We start from the raw sequence: 23,578 nt of genomic DNA, 5'->3' as shown, positions 1-23,578 counted from the left end.
TGAACTTGTTTCAGAATCTCATGCACTCTTATTTCAAAACTTCAACCCACTTTCCGGGTTTTCGCGAATTAATGCTGTTATCATACATCGCCTGACACTGCACCGACGGCAGATAAAATTTACCCTCATAAGTTGCGCTCACCAGAATCCGGAATGTTTTCTTCTCATTTGGATTCAGATTGAAATAAGTCAGCACCCGATCGTCGCGAATATCCTGGTAGGTAAACGCATCGCTCTTCAACGGGCTGTCCACATCATTCAATCGCATATTGATAATTTCCCAACCGGACGGGAAGATCGTCGTCAGAGCCATTTCTTTGTAAACGCCGCGTTGCCCCGGATTCTGCACACTCACTTCAGCCACGAAATCGGTTCCCTGCACCAGTTTTGCCGGATCAATACGCTGCCCCTGCATATCGGTGTAGCGAACCTCCATAAACAGGTTGCTCTGGGATGACGTTGAATCACCTGTAACCGGAATACCCTCGCTCATGATTCGGGCGTACATCACTTTTCCGGTTTGGTTTTCAACCTTCACTTGCGCCGATTGATTCCCTTTCAAAGGTACATCCGCTTGCCAAACAGGAACCGTTGCCGCCACATTTTGGGCGTCCGCACCATTGAATGCCACTTTCGCTTTTAGCGGATTGTCTTCCAGTTTACCCACTCCTGAAAATTCAGAAATAGCAAGTAAGGAATATGCAGTTGTTTGGGTACTCATCCAATCGTTCGACGACAGCGCAGCTGAAATTTCGGTTACCAGTGGGAAAGCTTCGGTTTGGCGCTTCAGCATAACCAAAGTCTCCAAAATCATCGCCTTATCGCGAATATCAGAACCGAAGGTGTACGAAAGTTCTCGGAAAGGTTTGATCGTTCTGCTAAGGTTTGCAATCATTTTCGCCCCAACTTCCGGCTGGCCGGCAACTGCATAAGCTGCAGCCAAACGCCACTGTGCCAACTGGTCCAATCCTTTCTCTTCACGCAAGCGATTCATCGCACCAAAGTCGGGCGATTGCGCAAGCGCCAGGGTATACAAACGGTAGGCCTGGATTAACTCGGAACGCTCGTAACCCCGATCCGACCGCTGCCAGTTTCGAGCCGCATTTTTCTGAAAAGCCAGCCATTTGTCTTTCATGCCAAACGGCAACGAATACCCGGCCTCTTCCGCCTTCAGCATAAAATGCCCGGCATAGTTAGTTCCCCATTCAGAGTTATAGCGCTCGCCCGGCCAATAAGCGAACCCACCTTCCGAAGTTTGGAAACGGGTAAACTTATTCAATGCAGCGCGAACGTTATCTTCAATATCCTGCTTTTGCTCAGCCGAAACAACCGTAAGGCGATCCAGCATGAGTTGCGGGAAGACGGCTGATGTGGTTTGCTCGATACAACCGTGCGGATAACGAATCAGGTAATTTAAACGACGGCTGAGGTCGATCGGCGGAATGCCGGACAGCTCGACTCGTGCGGAATTGGTTCCTTCCATACCCGGTGCGGTCACAGCAACGTCCCAGCTTTTACCCGGTTGGATAACTGTTTCCTCCATGTTTACAACCTGGGGATTCGACGGCCGAACTTCGATCTCGATGTCGTAGCTGGCTTTGAATTGTCCACTTTCAGCCGTAACCGTCACTTTACCAACGCCGGTTTTCTCTGCAACTTTCAATTTGAAAGCGGCAATCTGATCGCCCACTTCTGCAAACTGAACTTGCTTGGAACTGCCTTCAACAGGCGTTAAAATTTCGTTTGTCTTTATGCTAACCTTCACATTTTTCACCTCCGGCTTCATGGCAAACACATTCACAGGCAGGCTCACTTCTTCGCCCGGGCCAAGCACACGAGGCAAAGTCGCCAGTAGCATCAGTGGTTTCAACACTTTCACCGACTGTTCGGCATTTCCGTACGCGCCGTTATCACCCGCAACAACCATCACCCGTACCGCTCCTACATAATTCGGCATCTTCAGCTGGTGCGTGTTCGTCTCTCCTTCATCCAGCTTGAACGGCCCGATGAACGACACAACCGGTTTAAATCGATTCACTTTTTTTCGTTTTGCTGCCGCCAGATTTTCATCACCACCAACAGCAAAAGCCCGCTCCAGACGAGCGCCGTATGCACCGATTACATCATCGTAAAAGTCCCAGGTTTTTACGCCCAACGCTTCGCGGGCATAGAATGATGGCCAAGGATCAGGCGTTTGGAAACGGGTTAAGTCCAGCAAACCTTCGTCGACAACCGCCAGCGTGTAAGTCATTTTCTTACCGTCTTTTTCCGACACTTTCACCTCGTAGTCTTTCTCGGGCTCCAACTCGGCAGGCGTTTTAAGAATTGGATTCAAATGGGTATTGGGATCTTCAACCAAAATCGGGATAACGCCATAAAGTCGAATCGGGGCATCATTTTCGGTTTGGGCATGCGGTTGGATCAGCGAAATATGCACATAAGCATTCGGCGCCATTTCCGGCTTGGCTTCGAAACTGAAGACCGTATTTTCTTCCTTCGTTTCCACCCAGAACATATCCAACACCGACGTTCCGTTTTCGATGCTGACCAGCGCCTTCCCGTTTTTACCCGACGGAATGGTCACCGTTACTTTATCGCCAACATTGTATTTCTCCTTGTCTGATTTGAATGACAACATGGTCGCTGCTCCCTGCATACCATCGGCAGCCCAGTATCCCCATTTCGAGAAATAAGCTGTCAACCCGGTACTGTGGCCACTCTCCAAATCTTTTACCCAAATCAGGTAACGGCCATTGTCCTCCCAATTGTGATAGTCAATTTGGAGCGGTACACTCGCCTGCCCATTCACGGTATTCACCGTGGTTCTGAACACCGGCTTTTTATACGAATTATTGACATAGCGGGCCAGGTTATCCTCGCCGGAATCCCACCACCAGTGCCAGTCAACTTTATAGATTTTCACTTCCAGGTCATCGCGATCAACTTTATTACCCTTGTAGTCGACCGTTACAATATCCAGAGGATACCGCGTGCCTGTTTTGTACCAATTCGAGTCGGAAGCCGGCAACTTAACACCCACAAAAGACGAGTAAGGCGCATAAGGCACTGTTTTCACATCGATGCTGAAATCGCCGGTTTCTTCGTACACCCGCGTACTGAAATGTGCATTCAGCATCCCCGAAGCAGAAGTAATTTCCGGCAGTTTGAAATTGATAGAAGCGACGCCTTGTTCATTCACTTTGCCTTTGAACACTTCCTGTTCTTCCGAGTATAAATTCTTCGCAGGGTCGTCGAAATTATAATTGAAAAAGCCTTTAAAACTTGTTTTTGCTTTCGAGAAATTGAGCGCAACCTGTGCCTTCAGATTTTTTGCTGTTCCTCCGTGCAGCCAGGCGGTCTTCAAGGTTCCCTCGGCGTAGCCCTGGTAAATCGAAAGCGGATCTTCATCGAATTTCAGATCAATTTTCAGGCGGTTCGGCTTCACCGTTTCAACCTTTACCCGCTTGCTGAATGTTTGTCCGCCGACTTTCAACACGGCCATCCAGTTTCCGGTTGGCGCTTCCGGGTCTGTTTCGCAGGTGAAGCTGTAAAAACCATTGATTCCATTGGTCTTCACCTGACGGCTCACCGTTTGCCCCTTCGGGTTAATCAGTTCAAAAATGACCGGATGATTGTCCGGCAAAACATCTTTTTTATCTTCCAGAATGAAGGTCAGGAAAATGCGGTCGCCGGGACGCCAAACGCCTCGTTCACCGTAAACATAACCCTTGAGGCCTTTTTGCACCACATCGCCCGTCACGTCAAAGTTACTGAGCGATAGCGACGAACCATCATCCAAACGCAGGTAGGCCAGTTGGCCACCCTTTTCAGCCACCAGCAGGAAAGGCTTGTATTTAAGCTGAACTTTGGCCATCCCGATCGCATCGGTGGTGACCGTTTCCATCAACTGTTTTTGAAAATTGAAAATCTTCAGGGTAACGCCGGATTCCGGTTCCGTGTTTTTCAGATTGGTTACCGCGAAGTTCATGCTCTGATCCGAGCCTCCCTTCGCAATCACAGCCAGGTTTGTCGCGAACAAATTACGGGCAACAAAATGTTCGTAACTGTAATACGAAACGTGCTCCGGGTTGCCGCTTTCATCCCAATCAAAACCTCTCGGCCGATAATAATCCGAGTACCATCCCGGTTCGTTCCAGTCCGCCAAATCCTCTTGCATTTCCTGCTCTTCTTCCAGCTGATCAATCGTTGAAACCTGGTTCGACTCGGGCATTTGCTCCATCCCGTAAAGCGAATAATTTTTCTTGAAGCGAATCTGAACGCGATATATCGCTCCCGGTTCAATTTGAATGAGACGGGCAAGATCAACACTGTAGGTATTCCAGTTTTTCAACTCCGCGAACGAAGCCACGTTCAAATCGATTTTCTTTTGTAACACCAGGCGTCCCACCTGCTTGATATCGTCACTCTCGGTGTAGCTGTTTTGCTGAAAAAACTGCTGAATATTGTTCGTAAATATCTTGATAATCCGGATGTCTACCGCCTGCAAATTGACCGCTTCGAACGGGAAAACCAACTCATTGGACGACGGCACAATACTTCCTTTGCCCACCAACCGGACAGCGGGCTTCAGATCCTCGAAACGGACCTGCATCGTTGTCGACTCCTTCAGTTTGAAGTTGAGCGCATTTCGGATACCACCGGAAACGTAGACCTCGTGATCTCCCGCCAGACGCGAGGGAAGATAAACCTTCAGTTCGTTGCTTTCAAGCTGGTAACGCAAACCATCTATCTTATCAATGGTAACCAAACCCTGCAAATTTTGGTCGGCTGCCAACGGATCCGAAAAGCGAATCAGCAAATACTGCTCTGGTTGCTGAATCACCCGAACATCAACCACTTTGAAGACATCCAGGGCCGGTAGCTCAATTTCTTCTTCTCCCTTTTTCTCGTCACCGATTACGGCACCATCCCATTTCACCAGCAACTTCTGCGGCTCTGCTGTCCGCAACAGGCTATCTGCCCGAAACTCATGCTTTTTCCCGTCGGCAGCATGTTGCCAGTTCAAATCCACTTTTTCTCCGTCCTTACGAACCGTCACGATCGACTCGATCTGCTTGTCGTCGGCACAATCGGACGTATAAACAACGCCTGACAAATACTGCAGCTTCATATTTTGACCATCATAAGCTCTCACCGCCAGGTTATTCACACTGAACGACTGCTTAATCGTTTTGACCACAAACTGCATGGTTTTATATTCATTAGGCACCGCCAGTACCTTTCCCAGAGCGACGCTGACTTTGTATTCAGCATCCGACTTCATCCGTTCCGTCGGCGTGAAAGCGATCGTGTGCCCGTCAACCCATTGAACTTTTCCCTCCACTTTTGGCGAAAGGCTGATCAACTCGGCCGGAGCTTCATCGCCTGGTTGCCCGGGATGAAGCGGCTCCTGGTTAAACTCCACCAAAATGGGAGCCTTGCACGAAATGACGCCACTTGTGTAACTTCGAACAAACTGGGTATAAGCCGTATCGACGGAGGCTGTGGGTTTCCCTTTTTTATCACCACAGGAGGCTAACAGAAAAACCACCAAAAAAGAAAAGATCAGGGTTTGGAGTTGAAATCTCATTGTCGGGAGAATTTAGGTGTTATTTGATTTTAAGCGCAATCAAAAATAAAAAATATTGACTAGGATAATAATTTATGTGAATACAGAATTTATGCCAATGGGCAATTATTGCGCATTTTTTGCTGAAGAACATCGAAATCAGCTTCCCCAACTTTCGCGATCGAGGCTGCGATACTGAATGGCTTCGGAAATATGATGACTTTCGACGGGACCGGAGCCTTCCAAATCGGCAATTGTTCGTGCCACGCGCAGGATACGGTCGTAGGCACGCGCCGACAAGCCAAGTCGCTCCATCGCATTTTTTAGCAGCGTATTGCTGGTTGAATCGAGTTGCACGTAATCTCGAATTTGACGAGACGACATTTGTGCATTGCAGAAAATTCCGTCCATCCCTTTATAGCGCTCGGATTGAATTTGCCGTGCGGCGATTACCCGCTCCCGAATAACCTGGCTCCCTTCTGTGTCCTGCAATTCCGACAACTTTTTAAAAGGCACCGGCACAACCTCCAGGTGAATGTCGATGCGGTCCAGCAACGGACCTGAGATTTTGTTGAGATACTTTGGAACCATGCCCGGCCCGCAAACGCACTCTTTGGTGGGATGATTGTAATAGCCGCAGGGGCACGGATTCATGGAGGCTACCAGCATCAAACTGGCCGGGTATTCCACCGAAAATTTAGCCCGCGAAATGGTAATCTTCCGATCTTCCAGAGGTTGCCGCATCACTTCCAGAACGGTTCGTTTGAACTCCGGCAGCTCGTCCAAAAACAACACGCCATTATGTGCGAGCGAAATTTCGCCCGGCTGCGGATACGTGCCGCCACCAACCAAAGCCACATCCGAAATGGTATGATGCGGGCTTCGAAAAGGCCGCTCGGTCATTAGCGAAGTCTCCTTGTCAATTCGACCAACAACCGAATGAATCTTGGTTGTTTCCAATGCCTCGTGCAAGGTAAAAGGCGGCAAAATCGTCGGGATGCGTTTCGCGAGCATCGTCTTTCCAGCGCCGGGAGGGCCTATCATAATTAAATTATGTCCACCAGCCGCGGCAATCTCCAAAGCCCGCTTCACATTCTCCTGCCCTTTCACATCCGAAAAATCCACATCCGAATGATTCAACATTTTATAAAATTCCTCGCGCGTATTCACAACGGTTGGTTCCAATTCAGCTTCGTCGTTGAAAAAATCAACTACTTGCCGGATATTCTCTACGCCATAAATTTTCAGTTTGTCTACTACAGCTGCCTCGCGGGCATTTTGCTGGGGTAAAATAAACCCTTCAAAACCCTCTTCCCGCGCTTTAACGGCGATTGGCAGTGCCCCTTTAATCGGCTGCAAAGTCCCGTCGAGCGAAAGTTCGCCCATAATGACAAAACGATCGAGCTTTTCGGCTCCAATTTGTTCCGAAGCCGCCAGCACGGCAATTGCCAGCGGTAAGTCGTACGACGAACCTTCCTTCCTCAAATCAGCAGGAGCCATGTTAATGATGATTTTCTGGCGGGGCCATTTGTAGTTATTCAGTCGAAGGGCAGCCTCAATGCGCTGTTGACTCTCTTTCACCGCGTTATCCGGAAGCCCGACCAATGAAAAGCGGATCCCCTGCGAAACATCGGTTTCGATGGTGATGGTGGTTGCATCGATGCCATGAACGGCAGACGCAAAGGTTTTGATCATCATAAGCTTAGGGTTGTAGTTTCAGTTTCCCTAAATTTACGCCGATTAACAATAAATAGCAAGTAGGGGAAAACAAGCTTTTTCTTATCTTTAGGCTATCAACCGGATTCCGTTATTCATGAGCCTTAGAGACAAACTCTACGAAATTATATTCGAAGCAGACACCAAAGAGGGAAAAGCCTTTGATGTTGTTTTACTTCTGATTATTCTGGCAAGCATCATTCTCGTCATGTTGGAAAGCGTGCCGCGCATCAACAAGGAGTATGGCGAACTACTTCACATTGTGGAGTGGGTTATCACCATTTTCTTCAGCATTGAATACATTCTTCGTGTATGGGTTGTCCGCAAGCCATGGACCTATATTTTAAGTTTCTACGGAATCATCGATTTACTATCAGTCTTGCCAACCTACCTGAGCCTGGTTTTGGTAGGCAGCCACAGCCTGATGATTATCCGAGCCATTCGTTTGCTTCGGGTATTCCGGATTTTAAAACTTAGTCGATTTACGGCAGCAGGGCAAAACCTGGGAAAAGCACTTTGGGCCAGTCGCGAGAAGATTTTCGTCTTTCTGTTTTTCATCGTCAACCTGGTTATTATCGTAGGCACGCTCATGTACCTCATTGAAGGCCCGGAGCATGGTTTCCGAAGTATCCCGCAGAGCATCTACTGGGCTATCGTCACCATGACCACCGTGGGGTACGGCGACATCTCCCCTGAAACGCCAACCGGCCAGTTTTTAGCCAGCATTGTTATGATCGTTGGCTATGCAGTTATCGCTGTACCAACCGGCATTGTCACCTCCGAAATTATTAAGGGAACGCAAACCACCGCCAACACGCAGGTTTGCCCCAATTGCCTGTACGATCAGCACGACAACGACGCCCGCTATTGCAAGAAATGTGGAACGAAGCTGAACGATGCTAACTAATTGCCCGTAAAACCGTTTGCAGGCCGGTAGTACCGAAAGTTGACATCCTTTAACAAATAGCACTTCTTGGTCTGTGTTGATTTTTGTATTTTTGCTGGTCACCTAATATTTACAAAACATGATTGGAAAGTTTTTCCATACACCAAGAGCGAAGCGGTTTCACATTACAACCCGGTATTATGATGCCGACAAGGAGGAATTGCGGGATCGGGAAGAACGCATTAAGTCGGAATTAGGGATGAGTGAAAAGAAAAGCTGGGACACCAACCATCGCGCGAATATTCGCGGACAGTTCAGACAGAACATGGGCGGTTTTTCAAAATCGGCTGATGAAGCCAGACGCCGTTCCAACACCCGTCTTATCTTTTTCGTTGCAATTCTGGCTTTAGCTGTTTACCTGTTTTTAAAATTTTAAAGCGATTCCGTGCCTGATATTATCCAACTGCTCCCCGACGCGGTAGCCAACCAAATTGCTGCAGGAGAAGTCATTCAACGACCAGCATCTGTGGTAAAAGAATTGGTTGAAAATGCGATCGACGCCGGGGCAACACAAATCACGCTAAATATTAAAGACGCCGGCCGCACACTGATCCAGGTGAGCGACAATGGTTGCGGCATGTCAGAAACCGATGCCCGCATGGCTTTTGAGCGTCATGCAACCTCGAAAATCCGCTCGGCCAACGATCTTTTTTGCATTCGCACGATGGGCTTTCGCGGCGAAGCGCTGGCCTCCATTGCAGCGATTGCCGATGTTGAGCTCAACACGAAACAACACGAAGCAGAGGTTGGTGTTTTCATCCACATGGTTGGTTCGAAAGTGTTAAAGCAGGAAGCAACCCAATGTGCCAACGGAACAAATTTCCTGGTGAAAAACCTTTTTTTCAATGTGCCTGCCCGGCGCAAATTCCTGAAAGCGAATTCAACGGAGTTGAAACACATCATCAACGAGGTTCAGCGGATTGCACTGGCAAACCCCGAAATCGGACTTTCGCTGATACACAACCAGGATCCGATTTACGAGATGGCTGTTGGCGACAACATTCGCAAGCGCATTGTTTCCATCTTCGGAAAATCGATCAATCAAAACCTGGTGCCGGTCAACACCGAAACCAGTTTAGTGAAAATAAAAGGCTTTATCGGCCAACCCAAATACGCACGGAAAACTTATGGCGAGCAGTTTTTCTTTGTGAATAACCGCTTCATGAAGCACCCGTTTTTTCACCGGGCCATCATGCAAGCCTACGAAAAGATATTGGCTCCCGATAGTTATCCGTCCTATTTCCTGTACCTGGATGTTGATCCTGAATGCATCGACATCAACATTCACCCAACCAAAACCGAAATTAAATTCGAGAATGAAACAGCCATTTGGCAAATCATTCAGGCATCGGTACGCGAAGCGTTGGGCAAGTTCAACGTGATGCCTTCGATTGATTTTGATCAGGCTGGAAGTATCGAAATTCCCATTGCACCCAAAAGCCGCGAAGGAATTGAGATGCCGAAAATTCAGGTTGATCCGACTTACAACCCCTTCAATGTTGAAGTGCGCAACTACCCGAGCGGTGGTGGCGGCAGCAACAGTCATTCCTACTCGACCAGCAAACACGAGCAGGTGCAGCATTGGGAAAAATTGTACAGCGATTTCACAAAATCAGACGAAGACGAGGAAACGCAAACTGAAGTCATGATGCAACAGGAGGAAGAACCGGCAAACCTGTCTGTTAACCACGACAGCTTTAATACCGGCCGCACCTGCTTCCAGTTCAAAAATAAATTCATCCTCACTCCGGTTAAATCGGGGCTGATGGTGATAGACCAAAAACGGGCTCACGAGCGCATATTGTTTGAAAATTTTATGGCGATGTTGGCTCAACAACAAATTGCCAGTCAGCAGTTGCTGTTTCCGCATACCTTCGAGCTGGAAGCATCCGACTCGGAGCTTTTACGTTCGGTTTTAACTGACCTAAAAGCATTGGGTTTCGATGTGAAAGAAGCCGAAGCAAATCATTTCGTTGTCAACGGAATTCCCGGAATTTTGGAGAACCACTCGCCGCTGGAAATTATAGAAAGTATGTTGGAGGACTTGAAAAATACGGCGGTTGACATGCAAGAAAAAGCACGCGAACAAATCGCGGCGGCCTTGGCCTGCGCCTCGGCAATACCTTACGGGCACTTGCTGAAAGTGGAAGAGTTGAACCAACTTATCGACCAATTGTTTGCTTGTACAACACCTAATTTTTCACCCACCGGCAAACAAGTGTTAACAATTATGCCGGTTGAGCAGTTTGAAAAACTCCTGAAGTGACATTTTGACCTGTATTCATTTAATTTGTAAGAAATCGTTTTTCTGGCAAGGCTCTTGTGAGCACCCACTTAAAATTTGACTATGAATAACATTCGATCACCATTTGCCAATACGCCTCCGGTTGTCAAAAACCTCGTCATCATTAATGTTCTTATGCTATTGGCGACCTGGGTACTAGCAACGCGCGGGATAAGATTGGAAAACATACTTGGATTGCACTACATCGGATCGCCTGCTTTTAAGCCCTACCAATTGGTCACTCACTTATTCATGCATGGCGGATTCACCCACTTGCTGTTCAATATGTTTGCCCTTTGGATGTTTGGACGGGTATTGGAGAATGTTTGGGGACCGAAACGATTTTTCATCTACTATTTTGCGACCGGCCTGGGTGCTGCAGCACTGCACACTTTTGTCGGCTACCTGGAATACCAACATGCTATTTCCGGTCTCTCTCCGGAACAAATTGATTATTATCGGGAACTGGCAATACAAGGAAAATATATTCAGGGGACCGTATCTGAGCAAATTACATCAATCCTAATGACTCCGACAGTTGGCGCTTCAGGTGCTGTTTACGGAGTGCTGATCGGTTTTGGAATGTTATTTCCCAATACCATGCTGATGTTGATTTTTCCGCCGATCCCCATCAAGGCAAAATATGCTATCGGGGGGATGATCCTGATTGAGGTTTATTTAGGATTTACGAACTCAGGCGGTAACATCGCTCACTTTGCCCACTTAGGTGGTGCGTTGTTCGGATTCCTGATCATCAAATACTGGAATAAAAACAGCAAACATTTCTTTTAGAAACAAGAGGCGACAACGGCGATAACAGAAAACAAAAAAACAGAAACCAAAGGTCATGAACATTACAGACGAAATCAAAGAATCGTTTCGGCAAGGATCGGTACTAACACGATTGATTTATGTGAATATTGGTGTATTTGTGCTGGTCCGACTGATCAACGTTGTTTTCTTTTTGATGGGTAAAGATCTACCGATTCTGGCTTGGCTGGCACTTCCGGCTGACAGCCATGTTCTGCTGACCCGCCCATGGACCCTGTTTACTTATATGTTTCTGCATTTCGATTTCCTCCACATCCTTTTCAACATACTTTGGCTGTACTGGATGGGCAAAATATTCCTGATATACTTTGATGCCAAGAAGTTACTTGGTGTGTACATTTTAGGCGGACTTGCCGGTGGGCTTTTCTTTTTAGCCAGTTACAACCTGTTCCCCGCCTTTGACGACATTGTTCGGTTTTCGCGCCTGCTGGGTGCATCAGCCTCTGTCATGGCAATTATCGTCGCAGTTGCTGCATACGCCCCAAACCATCCGATCAACCTCCTGTTTGTAGGTCAAATCAAGTTGAAGCACTTAGCACTCTTTTATATTATCCTAAGCATTATCCTTATCGCATCATCCAATCCGGGAGGCAACTTTGCTCACATTGGGGGCGCCGTTTTAGGTTTTGTTTTCGTGCTGTTGCTTAAGAAAGGCACCGACCTCACATCCGGCGTTAGCGGAGTGGCAGACTGGGCACAAAAGCAGTCGAAACCTCGCTCGCATGTGAAAGTCACTTATCGCGGCAGTGGTGATCCGGATATCGATTACAATCGCAAAAAAAATGTGAAGCAGGATGAAGTAAACCGCGTGCTCGACAAAATCAGCAAATCAGGCTACGACTCGCTCTCCAAGGAAGAAAAAGAATTACTATTCAAGATGGGGAAATAGAAGGCAGGTTCTTCGAAAACTAAGCATGAGTTTTCTTGCGCTTCAGCCCTAAACGATAGCGCAGTCGACTTTTCGTTTTATCCTTACTCCGCTGCACGATGCGCTTTTTACCTTGTCGTTTTGCGGCAATCAGGCTCGCATTCAGTTCGAATCCAAAAAGCAATACCAACGAAAACAAGTACAGCAACAACAGCACAACCAACAGTGCTCCAATCGATCCGTAAAGTTTGTTATACTGACTGAAGCGGGTGATGTAATAATTGAAGCCCAAAATAATCACCAGGCTTAAAATGGTCGACATGGTGCCGCCAACCGAAATAAAACGCCAGCGTGTTTTTCGGGCAGGTGCCAGGTAATACAAAAACGAATAGGCGAAGAAAAACAGTGCAATAATCACAATCCACTTACCAAAGGTCAACAGGTAGTAGGTGAAATGACTACCAAGTAAATCCCGGGCATCGAGATAGTTGATAATTACCTGCCCTATGGTGATCATCGAGATGGCGATTGTCAGCAGGAAAGCCAAGATCATGAGCAGCACAATGGCCATCAGGCGCTGCATGTACCAGGGACGGCTCTCGAAAATGTGCAATGACGCGTCGAAAGCATTCATCATCGACACCAGCCCGTTGGTAGAGAAGATTAAACCCATAAAGAAACCGATCGACAGCAAGCCCCCGCGCGGTTGGGTTAGCACTTCTTTAACAGTCTCGTCGACCGCCTGAAAGGTGTGTGGTGGCAATACTCCCTGGATGAGTAAAAAAAGTTCCTCTTGAAAATTGGCAATCGGAACATAGGGAATCAGCGTAAACAGGAAAATCATTGTTGGAAAAACAGCCAAAAAGAAGCTAAAAGCCACGGCCGATGCCCGTGTTGTAATCGCTCCGTTTTGAATGCTGCGAAAAAAGAACAGCCCGACATCGTACAACGGAATTCGGTCGAAACCGGGAAGTGTAACCTTCCGGGCACGAATCATCCAGCTGAGAAAAAAGCGTTTTAACCGATGATACCGGTTGATCATTCCCTATTCTTTTTCAATTCTTAATTGATGAATGACAGATTTTCCATTTTCATTCTTCACCAAAAACGAAACGCGGAAAACACCTTTATTGGTCGTCAATTTACCAATGGCATACTTTGTATCTTCTTTGCCGCTTTGATGGATAATCGAAAATCCTGTTGCTTTATTCTGGTTGAAGAAGTTAGACACGATTTGTTGTGCCTGGGCCCGACTATAAACGTCATCCTGATCGACAACGAAAAGTTCAATATTCTGATTAAAGTAACTCGACAATGTGGAAGCATTACCGGTTTTCAGACTGAGCACCAATTCATCGGGTATTTGCGCTGTTGCCCAAATACCGCTCAGTACAAAGGCTAGTAAAACCAGCGTTCTTTTTATTAATTTCTGTTTCATCTATACTCGTTAATTTCCGTTTATTAAATCACAAGATGTTGCAATATATTTTATTCCCCCCAGAATCGCTTCATCCGTGATAGAACCACGCAGTAGAAACATAAATTGTACCAAAACCCGAAAAATACTAATTTTGGGCATAATACATTGTAAAGTTAATATTTTTCCAACGCGAACACCCTATGAAAATAAAGCTGGTAGTTATTGGTAAAACCGACAAACAGTACTTACAGGACGGAATTGACTTGTTTCAGAGCCGGATACCTCACTACTTGCCTTTCGAATATCAGATTATTCCGGATATAAAAAACACCAAAAATCTTTCGGAAGAACAGCAAAAAGAAAAAGAAGGCGAATTGATTTTGGCGCAGATGAAACCGGGTGATGAGTTGATTTTATTGGACGAAAAAGGGAAAGAGTTCCGCTCGGTTGACTTTGCCAGCTACCTGGAGAAAAAAATGTTGAGCGGTGTCAAGAACCTGATTTTCTGCATTGGCGGCCCTTACGGTTTTTCATCGAAGGTATACGGGGCCTGTACCGGGAAAATAAGTTTGTCGAAAATGACGTTCTCGCACCAGATGGTTCGGCTCATTTTTTGTGAGCAGCTCTACCGGGCCCTGACCATTCTAAAAGGTGAACCATACCATCACGAATAACGCGCAATTATGAGAATCCTGAAACACTATGCTTTTTTGCTTCTTTCTGTCGTCCTGATCATCCTGGGAGTTTTAGTTGAAAGCATTGTTTTTCAAAGAGACCACGCCACAAAACTGGAAAAGAAATTCGAACTTGTCTTCCAGGCGAAACACGACAAACTGGAGTCCGAGCTGGATCTGATGACCGAGACAATTGAATCGCCCGATTTCAACGGCAACTTCCAAAGCACGTTCAGCGACTTGTTTTCGCTATATAACACCGATGGAATTGGGTTCCTGGTAGCCGATGGCAATGAACTTCTCTATTGGTCGGAAAATCATTTTTCGTTCTCGGGAATCTTCAATCGCGATCTCAAGTCAAAGCTTGTCTACCTGCCCAACGGTATTTATTTCATCGAGAGCAGAGAGTACCCTCCCTACACGGTGTATGGACTGATTCACCTAAAAGACAACTACTCGATCGAGAATGATTACATTCAAAATAAATTTGACAAAGACTTTGATGTTCCCAGTAGTTATGCCGTAAAAAGTGCCCCGACTTCGGGAGCAACAGCAATTCACGATAAAGCCGGAAATTTCCTGTTCTCGCTGGTTCCGGGAAATGGCGATATTGTGCAGCCATCGGCCCTCGTTTGGCCCATCATTTTGTACAGCCTCGCACTGCTTGCTTTCCTGATTTTTGCCCGAAAAGTGTTCCGGCAACATCATCACGAGCATTTTATTTTAAGAGTATTTGTGCTGGGAATGGTTTTATTGGGGCTTTACTGGGTTCGCATCCTCTTTCATGCACCGGGATTCTGTGATGTCTTCGAAATCTTCGGTCCTTCGCTTTATGCCTATTCCTACTGGCTTCCTTCGCTGGGTGATTTACTGTTACTCACTATCTTCATCTTCTTTTGGAGCTTCAACTTTGCCAAGGATTTCGTCCTCAGCAGAACGCGAAAAAATTACGAATTGGTAGCAGCATTCAGCTTCATCATGCTGTTCTACCTCTCGATCAACTTCCTCATTCAAAACCTCATCCGTAACTCAAGCTTTTCATTTCAACTGAACCGGATTGACGATATCAACCAGTACAGTATCATTGGCTACGTGATCATAGCACTGCTATTCTTTTCAGCTTTCATTATCAACCTGAAGGTGATGGAAATTAGCGAACGATTTATTGTTCGACGCCATTTCTTTTGGATCCATTTCATACTGCTGCTGATTTTCATGCCCTGCTGCTGGATCTTCAGGAACACGAACGTTTACATGATCACCCTTTACCTGACCACTAACCTGTCGGTTTTCCTCCTGCAGAAAACTCAGTTAAAAAGGGTCTCGTTATCGTTCATCATCTATTTTGTTTCACTCTATACGTTCTTCTCCCTCATCATCATTCAGGCAAACAACAACGCACGCCGACTTCAAATTCAAAAGCTGATGGCGATTACGTTGTACTCGGAACACGACCCGGCTGCCGAATTATTCCTGAAAGAAATGCAGCAAAAAATCAGTGTCGACACCATTATTCCGTCGCTGCTTGAGGCCAACGAATACGGGCAGGTTGAAGACTATGTGAAGCGCAATTACTTTAGTGGCTATTTCCGTAAATACGACAGCTGGGTAACGGTTTGCGACGGCGGCGACAGCCTGTTTGTCCAACCCGATAACCAACTGGTTCCGTGCTACCCCTTCTTCGAGCAGATGATCGAAGAGTCGGGAACCGAGATTCCGGGCACGAGCTTCTATTACATGGACAACATGAATGGCCGTATCTCGTATTTCGGGCGTTTCACCTACCCTTTACAATCAAACCCGTTGGGTCAGTCGGTGTTTATTGAGTTGAAATCGAAACTTCTCCCCGAAGGAGTTGGTTTCCCCGAATTGCTGCTCGACAAATCACTGCAGGAACCGAATCGTTACAAATACTTCTCGTACGCTAAATATTACAAGAATGAGCTGGTTAACCTGAGTGGGGATTACCAGTACAACTATTACATCAGCACCTACAACATCAACGCCAAAGAACGGGGGTTGATTGAGCGAAAATGGGATGGCTACGTACACTTGATTTACGCGCTCGGCAACGACAACTACATCATTGTCAGTACCAAATCGTTCGGATTTCTGGAATATCTGATCTCGTTTCCCTACCTGTTCGTTTTCTACTTTGTATTCATTTTGCTGATTGTGTTTATCGGTAACGCGAACTACCGCACACAAGCGTTGGTTTACGACCTCAAATTCCGAATCCAGGCATCGATTATTGCCATTGTACTTTTCTCGCTGCTGCTGGTTGCCTCGGGAACCATTTATTACAACCTGCGCGAATACAGCAACAAACACCAGTTTGACCTGAACGAAAAGATGAAATCAATCTCGGAGGAAATTAATTTGAGGCTGAAAGACGTGGACACGTTCACCCCCGACATCCTCGACTGGCTGTGGCAGGATTTGGGCGAACTTTCCAACATCTTTCGCACCGACATCAACATCTACAGTTTCAATGGGGAGCTGATTGCGTCATCGCGCCCCGAGGTATTCAACCGGGGAATTATTTCGACGCGGATGGACGCAAAAGCATTCTACGAGTTGACGGAAAACTATCAGATCAGCATTATTCAGCCAGAGCAGATCGGCGAGCTCTCGTTTTTGTCGATCTACGAACCAATCATCAATAACCGAGGTGAGTACCTTGGCTTTGTGAACCTGCCTTATTTTACCCGCGGCGACGAGTTACGGCAGGAAGTAACCACTTTCATTGTGGCCTTCATCAACCTGTATGTGCTGCTATTCTTCGTCAGTGTGATTGTGGCACTGCTGCTGGCCAACCAAATTACCCGCCCATTAACGCTAATCCGCGAACGTTTAAAAGGAATGCAGCTGGATAAAAAAAATGAGCAAATCAGCTACAATGCCGATGACGAAATCGGAGCTTTGGTGCGAGAGTACAACCGTAAAGTAGAAGAACTGGCCGACAGTGCCGACTTACTGGCCCGCACCCAACGCGAGATGGCCTGGCGCGAGATGGCCAAACAAATTGCACACGAGATCAAGAACCCGCTGACACCAATGAAGCTCCATATTCAGCATTTGCAACGAGCAAAGGAAGCCAACAGTGAACAGTACGATGAAATTTTCGCCCGGGTAACACGAACCCTGATCGAGCAAATTGACACCCTTTCGGATATTGCAACCGAGTTCTCGAACTTCGCCAAAATGCCGAATGCCAAAAATGAAGTGTTCAATCTTCCGGATCGTCTGCAACAGGTTGTCGACTTGTTTGAACCGAATAAACAGATGAAGGTGCAACTCGCCCCTTGCGCAAATAAGGATATCTCTGTTTTTGCGGACAAAGAACAGATTTCGCGGGCTGTCATCAATCTTATCAAAAACGGTATGCAGTCCATTCCATCCGGACGCAAAGGTTTTGTGGTCGTGGGCATGAACTGTAACGAAACGCATGCAACGATTTCAGTCCAGGACAACGGAACGGGAATCTCACCGGATATTCAGCAACAGTTATTTCAACCCAACTTTACCACGAAAACAAGTGGTATGGGCCTTGGTCTGGCTATCGTCAAAAAAATTGTCGAATCGTCGAACGGCAAAATCTGGTTCGATACAGAACTGGATGTAGGCACAACATTTTACATCGAAATTCCCCGCTACATTGATATCGATTAATTGTTCAGGAAGGAAAACAAGACTTAGGGAACCAGGCTTGCACCAGTCATTAAACTGTGAATTTCCTCGGGTTGGTAGTAAAATTTACGCTTGTATTTGAGGTATTTCGGACTCGCCTGTGATTCGTGGAAAACGTAATCGGCAAAATCAGCCAACTGGTTACCCAACCCACGATCGATGGTTATCTCGTCAACATGATTCTCCAGCTTACGACGATACGAGGAAAACAAATACCTAAAACCGGTGCCGATAACGCCGAATGTACCTTTGCTTTCGTAATCGATAATATGACCAAGTTCGTGACCAATCACACCCACCTGTGCATCAAAAGGAACGTCGCCAAGCAAAACACCCTCGTTGCCTTTCAAAGCCTTGTCAATCCGAACCACATAAGTACGATTCGCTTTTTTGTGAAAGATGAAATCCCAGCGCGGAATGCACGACATCGTCGTCTTTTGATCTTTATACTTGAATTTGATTTTCCGGCCTTGCAGTTCGGGGTAGTAGGTCATCGCCAAATAGGCCTGTGTGTGAAAATCCTCCGGAATTTCGTAGGCAGTCGTGTCTATCCCAGCCAGTAGCTCTGCAATCCGGTTGTCGTCAAAATAAGGCGTCGGATTCGGGAAATTTGCAAAAGCTGATAGGCTCAGAAGAAAAAATATGACTACACTAGAATACCTCATCAGGCTGAAGTTATAAAAATAGCCCGATGCGCGGAAAGCTAATCACATAGCTTTCAGATAATTTAAAGAAAGGGAAACATTCGGTTTCGATTGATCAACAATCAGGGTTTCAGAATACCGATTCGTTCCAGCTTCTCAGATTCCGCCATTCCATTGGGGTTGCAACCGGGTTCGCCTTCCGGAATTTCCATACCAAGCTGCCTGTAGAACTGAATCCAGGTCGGAAAAAATTCGCCCGTTGCCGGATCTTTAAAAGTCATCGGGTTGAGCTTGAAAACAGAGTCGGCTTCAAATGCTTTGTAAATAAACTCGGAGCAATAGTGGGACGAATCCGACAACACGTAGGAAAAGTTGTACGGTTTTCCCAACATTGTCTTCGCCTGGATCAACGCGGCCGGAATATCTTTTTGCCAAGGTTCTTTCAACCGGTAAACAACTGTTACAAGTGAGTCTTTCTCCGACTTCAGGAACTCTGCCAATGGCACTCTGCAGGTGCCACCTTTGATACTTGCATGCAACACGAAACAGTCACCGCTCTCTTCAATCTCCAACAAACCCACATGCGAAAAATGAGTTTCGGCTCCGGTTTGTGTTACTTTGTCGATTGCCTCAGAAAGCTTACTCGACGTTGCCCCCTGAAACAAGAGATCTCCTGATTTTAGTTGCATAGCTGGTTGGTTCTCCACACACGAGAAAAAGACAATTCCCAGAAGTATGGTTGTTAGTTTGTACAAAATCTTCATCTTCTAATAGTCAATTTTACCGCGAGCCGATTTTCGCTCCGACCGATTTTTCTTCGCCTGAATACGTTTCTCAACCGAGGCTCGGGTCGGGCGCGTCGCTCTTCGTTTCTTCTGCGGTTTCAGCGCTTCAGCCAACATCGCATAAAAACGCGCAACTACCAATTCCTTATTTTTCAGTTGCGAGCGGTCTTCCTGGCTCACCAGCAGCAACACGCCATCATCCGTTATCCGGTTGGCCAGTTTTCGATAAAGTACGGATTTCTGAACCTCGGTCAGCAAAATGGAATGTGCCAGATCGAAACGCAACTCCACACGCGAGTTCACTTTGTTGACGTTCTGTCCTCCGGGCCCACTGCTTCGCGAAGTTTGAAAAACAAATTCCGAGCTCAGATCAGGAATATTTTGGATATCAAAATTCATGGGGCACAAAGTTAAACCTTTCTTTGGGAGCAATGCAAATGACATCACCACTTAAACCTTAAACTCCATGTGGATGGTGGTTTGGAAGTCTTTGATAAACTTGAAGATTTCACGCAGGCTCATTTGCTCCACTTTGGTCAGGGTTTGCGGTTCCACCAGGTTGGTTGGCTCCACAAATTCCTCCAGAATATAGTAAGTCTGGTTTTTCAGGCGCATCCCCATCATGTAGTAATAGGCATGCATCAATTCCTTGTATTGGTTGTCATTCAGAAATCCGCGTTCATGCAACTTCTGCATGCGCCGTCCCGTGTTAGTCTCAATCACTTTATTCTTGAGGGCCAACATTCGAACCAGGTCCACAATCGGTGTCATGCTTTTTTTAATGTCGAACACCTTCCGCTCGTCTTTTGAAAAGGTGCGTATTGAATTAAACAGCGTCAACTGCGGCTCGAAATGCAAAGCGTTTGATGCCAGGCTGTACATAAATTTAGAAGTTGATTTTTCGAGACAGGTGACCATGTATTCTTTCAGCTCATTAAAAAGCTTTTTCTCGCCGAACACGAAACGACAATCAAAGAAGGTCGCAAATTTGATCACGGTCTCCGGAATGGATTCGTTGATCCACTGTTCGTAATTTCGTTTCCAATGCGACAGGGAATGCGTCCACTTCGGATTTTTCGCCATAAAGCCACCATCGCAATAACTGAAGCCAATTTCATTCAGGTTTGTTGAAATACGATTGGCGAACTCCAGGAAATATTCGCGAACCAATTCGCGCTGCTCGTTCGCTTTGTCCTCGTAGATGATCGCGTTGTCCTGGTCGGTTACCAGGGTTTGTTCGCGTCGGCCTTCGCTGCCCATTACCATAAACGCAAAGCGCGCCGGAGCAGGCGGCATTTCATCTTTCACGCCCTCAATTACCCGAAGCAAAATTTCGTCGTTTATGGTTGTCACAATCCGATTGACGATTTCGGCATTCACCCCGCGCTCAAGCAGTGTCGCCACTAATGCCGGAACCTTCTGCCATTTGTCTTTCAATTCCCCAACCGTATTCGACAGTCGCACCGACTGGATAAACACCAGTGGCGATTGCGCATGTTCTGTCAACAGCCGGTACCGACTCAAATATCCCAGGTAGCGTTCTCCATCGGTCACCAAAACAAACTCGTGCTCACTCTGAAACAGTGCCAACAGGGCATCGTAAAGCAGCGCATCCTTGTGCATGGTAACGAACTTCTTGCGGGCAACCTTTTTTACAGGCATGTCCCCAGGCAAGCCGGCTGCCAGAACTTTTTTAATCAGAATATCTTTGGTAATAATCCGCCGAATCTCACCGTCCTCTTCAACATACATGCAGTTCAGTTCTTTCTCGACCATCATGGCAGCCACTTCCTGCACCGTTGTCTCGGGAGGGCAGGTTACCAGTTGCCGCGGGAAAATGGTATTCAACCTACGCGTAAAAATCAGATCGGCATCAATAAAGTTACCTTCGCGGGTCGTATTTCGTTGGACAAAATGAGCATACTCATCGTTCAGCAACTTCTGTCCGTAGTGCTCGGTAAAATGGTGGAAAAAATCGTCGAAGCTGCGACAGAGCGCTTTGAATTCAGCCTTGTCGAGCACCAAAACAACTGTGCCCGCCTGCGCAACAACTGTACGAATCGATTTTTTCTTATTCAGCAAAACAGAACTGGCACCATAGATAGCTCCCGAGTCGTAGTGCTCCTGCAGTTTCAGTATTTTTTCGGAGTCGTAAAAGAAGGCATTGTACTCCCCGGAAACAATCACTTCAACCCCCGTAACTTCCGATTCGTCCTGCGTGTAAACAGTCGTTTCCGAAGCATATTCTTTCCGCTCCATCATCCTTGCCAAGTCTCCCAAAACGTTTTCGGGAAGTAAGTTGAAAGGTGCAACTCTTCTTAAAAATGCAATTTGTGTCTCCATCACTAATTTGATATTTGTAATCGTCGGGCCCTAAATTCTACCTGATAAAATAGAGAACAAAGAAAACTGCCGAAGCGATTACGACTGCGAACAAAATTACCAAACCCATCGGTAATTCCCGCTTGGGCGATTGGTTTCGTTTCTGTTTCTGAATAGTTTGGTCTGTAATTTCGCCGCGGCGCACCAACTCGAAAAAACAATCCTTGGTAGCACTGGCATCGTAAAGTGCATTGTGCTGGTTTTCCATCGATTTACTAAACAGCGATTGGTAGAACTCGTCGAGCCGCATGTATGAATTGCCCCCAAAAATGTCCTTCGACCTTCGGGTAACCAGCATGGTACAAAACTTCGGAAGATGATCGAAGTTTCGCTTCAGTTCCTCGCGGCTAAAACCAACTTCCAGCATGCGCTTGTCAAACTCAATAAAATGGCCGACAATCAGTGGTTTGTAAAGTTCGATATCGGACGCCAGTTTATTCAACACAATCCTGCGCTCCTCTCCTTTATGCTCCAGTAGTTCTAGAGTTATTCCGTGCAACAAGGAAGCCATTTCCCCCATTGGGATGTCTTTATGGCGAATGTAGTAATCGTGAGTTGAGATGACCTTCCCGCTTTTCTCGCAAACAATCCAGGCTATTTGCAAAATAAACGGCCACTTATCCACTTTGGCAGTTGGCGCGTTCCAGCGTTTGGGGATATCAGAAGTTTCAATATCGATGAATAAGATGTAGTCGTTCATAAGCATTCGGTCTGGTATTGTACGCCCAAGGTACAAACTATCTACATCACTTAAGAACACAGCATAGCAAGAACCAGCAAGTTTTAACAAAACGTGCGATCTGCCATTTTTAACCGGAATTCCCGAAAAACGAAACCTGTTCCAATTTATTTCAGCACCCGGAATGAGGCCAAAACGGTTGAGCGGAAAAGGAATAAAATTTCGATGAACGAAAAAACGTAGCCTGTAAAAGAGTGTCGATTATTTTATAAAAAAGTGAAGCACAAGAAACAGGCTCGCCCCCATGATGACTGCGATAAAAATAACCAAGCCGATTGGTAGTTCCCAGCGTCTTGTCGTTCCTAACTTCTGCTTGTCAATCTTGCGATCGGTAATTTTACCGCGTCTCACCAATTCAAAAAAGCAGTCCATCAAAGCCTCAACGTCAACATTGGCATTCTTTTGGGCGGGGAGTTTTTTATCGAAAAGATGTTCGTACAGCTCATGCAATCCCAAATATTTCTTGCCGCCGAAAATGTGCGTGTTTTTGCGCTCCGTGCGAATCATGGTGCAGAACTTCTTCAAGCCTTGAAAGTTGCGATTAATCTGTTCCCGCTCGAACCCAACCTCCAGCATCCGTTTAATATAGTCCATAAAATGACCGACAATCAAAGGCTTGTAAATTTGAAAATCGGCGGCGAGGGTATTCAACACAATTTTCCGGTTCGCCGACATAACCTGGTATTCCTGAGGGGTGATCCCGCTGAGTCGTGAAATGATTTCTTCCTGCTCCAAATCCGGCTGGGCAATGTAAAAATTCTCCCGCTTTACGAGCTCTCCGTTATCCCTGCAAACAATCCATGCCACCTGCAAAATGTAAGGCCATTCATCAACTTTTTTGGTCGGTGCGTTCCACCGCTGCGGCATATCCGACGTCTCAATATCGATGAATAAAATGTAATCATTCATACTAGTCCCATTTTCACATTGATAACCTAAATTACGAACTAAACAACTCATCAAACGCCGGTTTTACAGAATGACTCAAGATTTACCGCAAACGTAATTTTGGGTTAATTTTATTAACATT

At 46.4% G+C, this 23,578-nt stretch carries 17 protein-coding genes; 7 read left to right on the top strand and 10 right to left on the bottom strand.

The window, feature by feature from the left end; translation table 11 throughout:
• Nucleotides 1–28 precede the first annotated feature (28 nt).
• Complete coding sequence (locus BC643_RS15305; RefSeq protein WP_120273910.1) at nt 29–5,590, bottom strand: alpha-2-macroglobulin family protein; 5,562 nt, start codon at nt 5,588–5,590, stop codon at nt 29–31.
• Between the two features lie 138 nt (nt 5,591–5,728).
• Nucleotides 5,729–7,267 (bottom strand): YifB family Mg chelatase-like AAA ATPase, encoded by a 1,539-nt coding sequence (locus BC643_RS15300; protein ID WP_120273909.1) that lies wholly within the window; start codon nt 7,265–7,267, stop codon nt 5,729–5,731.
• Between the two features lie 115 nt (nt 7,268–7,382).
• Here BC643_RS15300 and BC643_RS15295 point away from each other — a divergent pair, with 115 nt between their 5' ends.
• The 5 genes from BC643_RS15295 (at nt 7,383) to BC643_RS15275 (ending at nt 12,235) form a co-directional block, all read left to right on the top strand.
• Complete coding sequence (locus tag BC643_RS15295; protein WP_120273908.1) at nt 7,383–8,192, top strand: ion transporter; 810 nt, start codon at nt 7,383–7,385, stop codon at nt 8,190–8,192.
• A 118-nt stretch (nt 8,193–8,310) separates the two neighbouring features.
• A complete protein-coding gene (locus BC643_RS15290) occupies nt 8,311–8,607 on the top strand; it encodes a hypothetical protein (RefSeq protein ID WP_120273907.1) in 297 nt (98 codons plus the stop codon).
• Between the two features lie 9 nt (nt 8,608–8,616).
• Complete coding sequence (gene mutL / locus BC643_RS15285) at nt 8,617–10,497, top strand: DNA mismatch repair endonuclease MutL (RefSeq protein WP_120273906.1); 1,881 nt, start codon at nt 8,617–8,619, stop codon at nt 10,495–10,497.
• A gap of 81 nt (nt 10,498–10,578) precedes the next feature.
• Nucleotides 10,579–11,307, top strand: a complete 729-nt coding sequence (locus BC643_RS15280) for a rhomboid family intramembrane serine protease (protein ID WP_120273905.1) — start codon at nt 10,579–10,581, stop codon at nt 11,305–11,307.
• Nucleotides 11,308–11,362: 55 nt separating this feature from the next.
• Nucleotides 11,363–12,235 (top strand): rhomboid family intramembrane serine protease, encoded by an 873-nt coding sequence (locus BC643_RS15275; protein WP_120273904.1) that lies wholly within the window; start codon nt 11,363–11,365, stop codon nt 12,233–12,235.
• 19 nt (nt 12,236–12,254) lie between these two features.
• Here BC643_RS15275 and BC643_RS15270 read toward each other — a convergent pair whose 3' ends face one another.
• Both BC643_RS15270 and BC643_RS15265 read right to left on the bottom strand, forming a co-directional pair.
• The gene (locus BC643_RS15270) at nt 12,255–13,256 is read right to left on the bottom strand and encodes a YihY/virulence factor BrkB family protein (protein WP_120273903.1); all 1,002 of its coding nucleotides are present in this window, start codon (nt 13,254–13,256) and stop codon (nt 12,255–12,257) included.
• 3 nt (nt 13,257–13,259) lie between these two features.
• Entirely contained in the window at nt 13,260–13,652 is a 393-nt protein-coding gene (locus tag BC643_RS15265; protein WP_120273902.1) for a DUF4783 domain-containing protein, read from the bottom strand.
• 182 nt (nt 13,653–13,834) lie between these two features.
• Between BC643_RS15265 and rlmH the strand changes: the two genes are divergently transcribed.
• Together rlmH and BC643_RS15255 are read left to right on the top strand one after the other, a co-directional pair.
• The gene (gene rlmH / locus BC643_RS15260) at nt 13,835–14,308 is read left to right on the top strand and encodes a 23S rRNA (pseudouridine(1915)-N(3))-methyltransferase RlmH (RefSeq protein WP_120273901.1); all 474 of its coding nucleotides are present in this window, start codon (nt 13,835–13,837) and stop codon (nt 14,306–14,308) included.
• A 9-nt stretch (nt 14,309–14,317) separates the two neighbouring features.
• Nucleotides 14,318–17,980: a sensor histidine kinase gene (locus BC643_RS15255; RefSeq protein WP_120273900.1), complete on the top strand. Its 3,663-nt coding sequence runs from the start codon at nt 14,318–14,320 to the stop codon at nt 17,978–17,980.
• Nucleotides 17,981–18,003: 23 nt separating this feature from the next.
• Here the strand turns inward: BC643_RS15255 and BC643_RS15250 are convergent, their stop codons facing one another.
• The 6 genes from BC643_RS15250 to BC643_RS15225 all read right to left on the bottom strand — a co-directional run bounded on the left by BC643_RS15250 (nt 18,004) and on the right by BC643_RS15225 (nt 23,457).
• The gene (locus tag BC643_RS15250; RefSeq protein WP_120273899.1) at nt 18,004–18,663 is read right to left on the bottom strand and encodes a hypothetical protein; all 660 of its coding nucleotides are present in this window, start codon (nt 18,661–18,663) and stop codon (nt 18,004–18,006) included.
• A gap of 101 nt (nt 18,664–18,764) precedes the next feature.
• Nucleotides 18,765–19,406, bottom strand: coding sequence for a YiiX/YebB-like N1pC/P60 family cysteine hydrolase (locus BC643_RS15245; protein WP_211338067.1), 642 nt, complete (start codon nt 19,404–19,406; stop codon nt 18,765–18,767).
• Between the two features lie 3 nt (nt 19,407–19,409).
• Nucleotides 19,410–19,826, bottom strand: coding sequence for an alternative ribosome rescue aminoacyl-tRNA hydrolase ArfB (gene arfB / locus BC643_RS15240; protein ID WP_120273897.1), 417 nt, complete (start codon nt 19,824–19,826; stop codon nt 19,410–19,412).
• 51 nt (nt 19,827–19,877) lie between these two features.
• A complete protein-coding gene (locus BC643_RS15235) occupies nt 19,878–21,770 on the bottom strand; it encodes a DUF294 nucleotidyltransferase-like domain-containing protein (protein ID WP_120273896.1) in 1,893 nt (630 codons plus the stop codon).
• 37 nt (nt 21,771–21,807) lie between these two features.
• Entirely contained in the window at nt 21,808–22,509 is a 702-nt protein-coding gene (locus tag BC643_RS15230; RefSeq protein ID WP_170154573.1) for a 3'-5' exonuclease, read from the bottom strand.
• A gap of 240 nt (nt 22,510–22,749) precedes the next feature.
• Nucleotides 22,750–23,457, bottom strand: a complete 708-nt coding sequence (locus BC643_RS15225) for a 3'-5' exonuclease (protein ID WP_120273894.1) — start codon at nt 23,455–23,457, stop codon at nt 22,750–22,752.
• Nucleotides 23,458–23,578 lie beyond the last annotated feature (121 nt).

It is taken from the genome of Mangrovibacterium diazotrophicum (assembly GCF_003610535.1).
In the GTDB taxonomy this organism is placed as follows: Bacteria; Bacteroidota; Bacteroidia; order Bacteroidales; family Prolixibacteraceae; genus Mangrovibacterium; species Mangrovibacterium diazotrophicum.
Note: the sequence above shows the minus strand (reverse complement) of the source record. Positions and strands in the feature narration are given on the sequence as shown.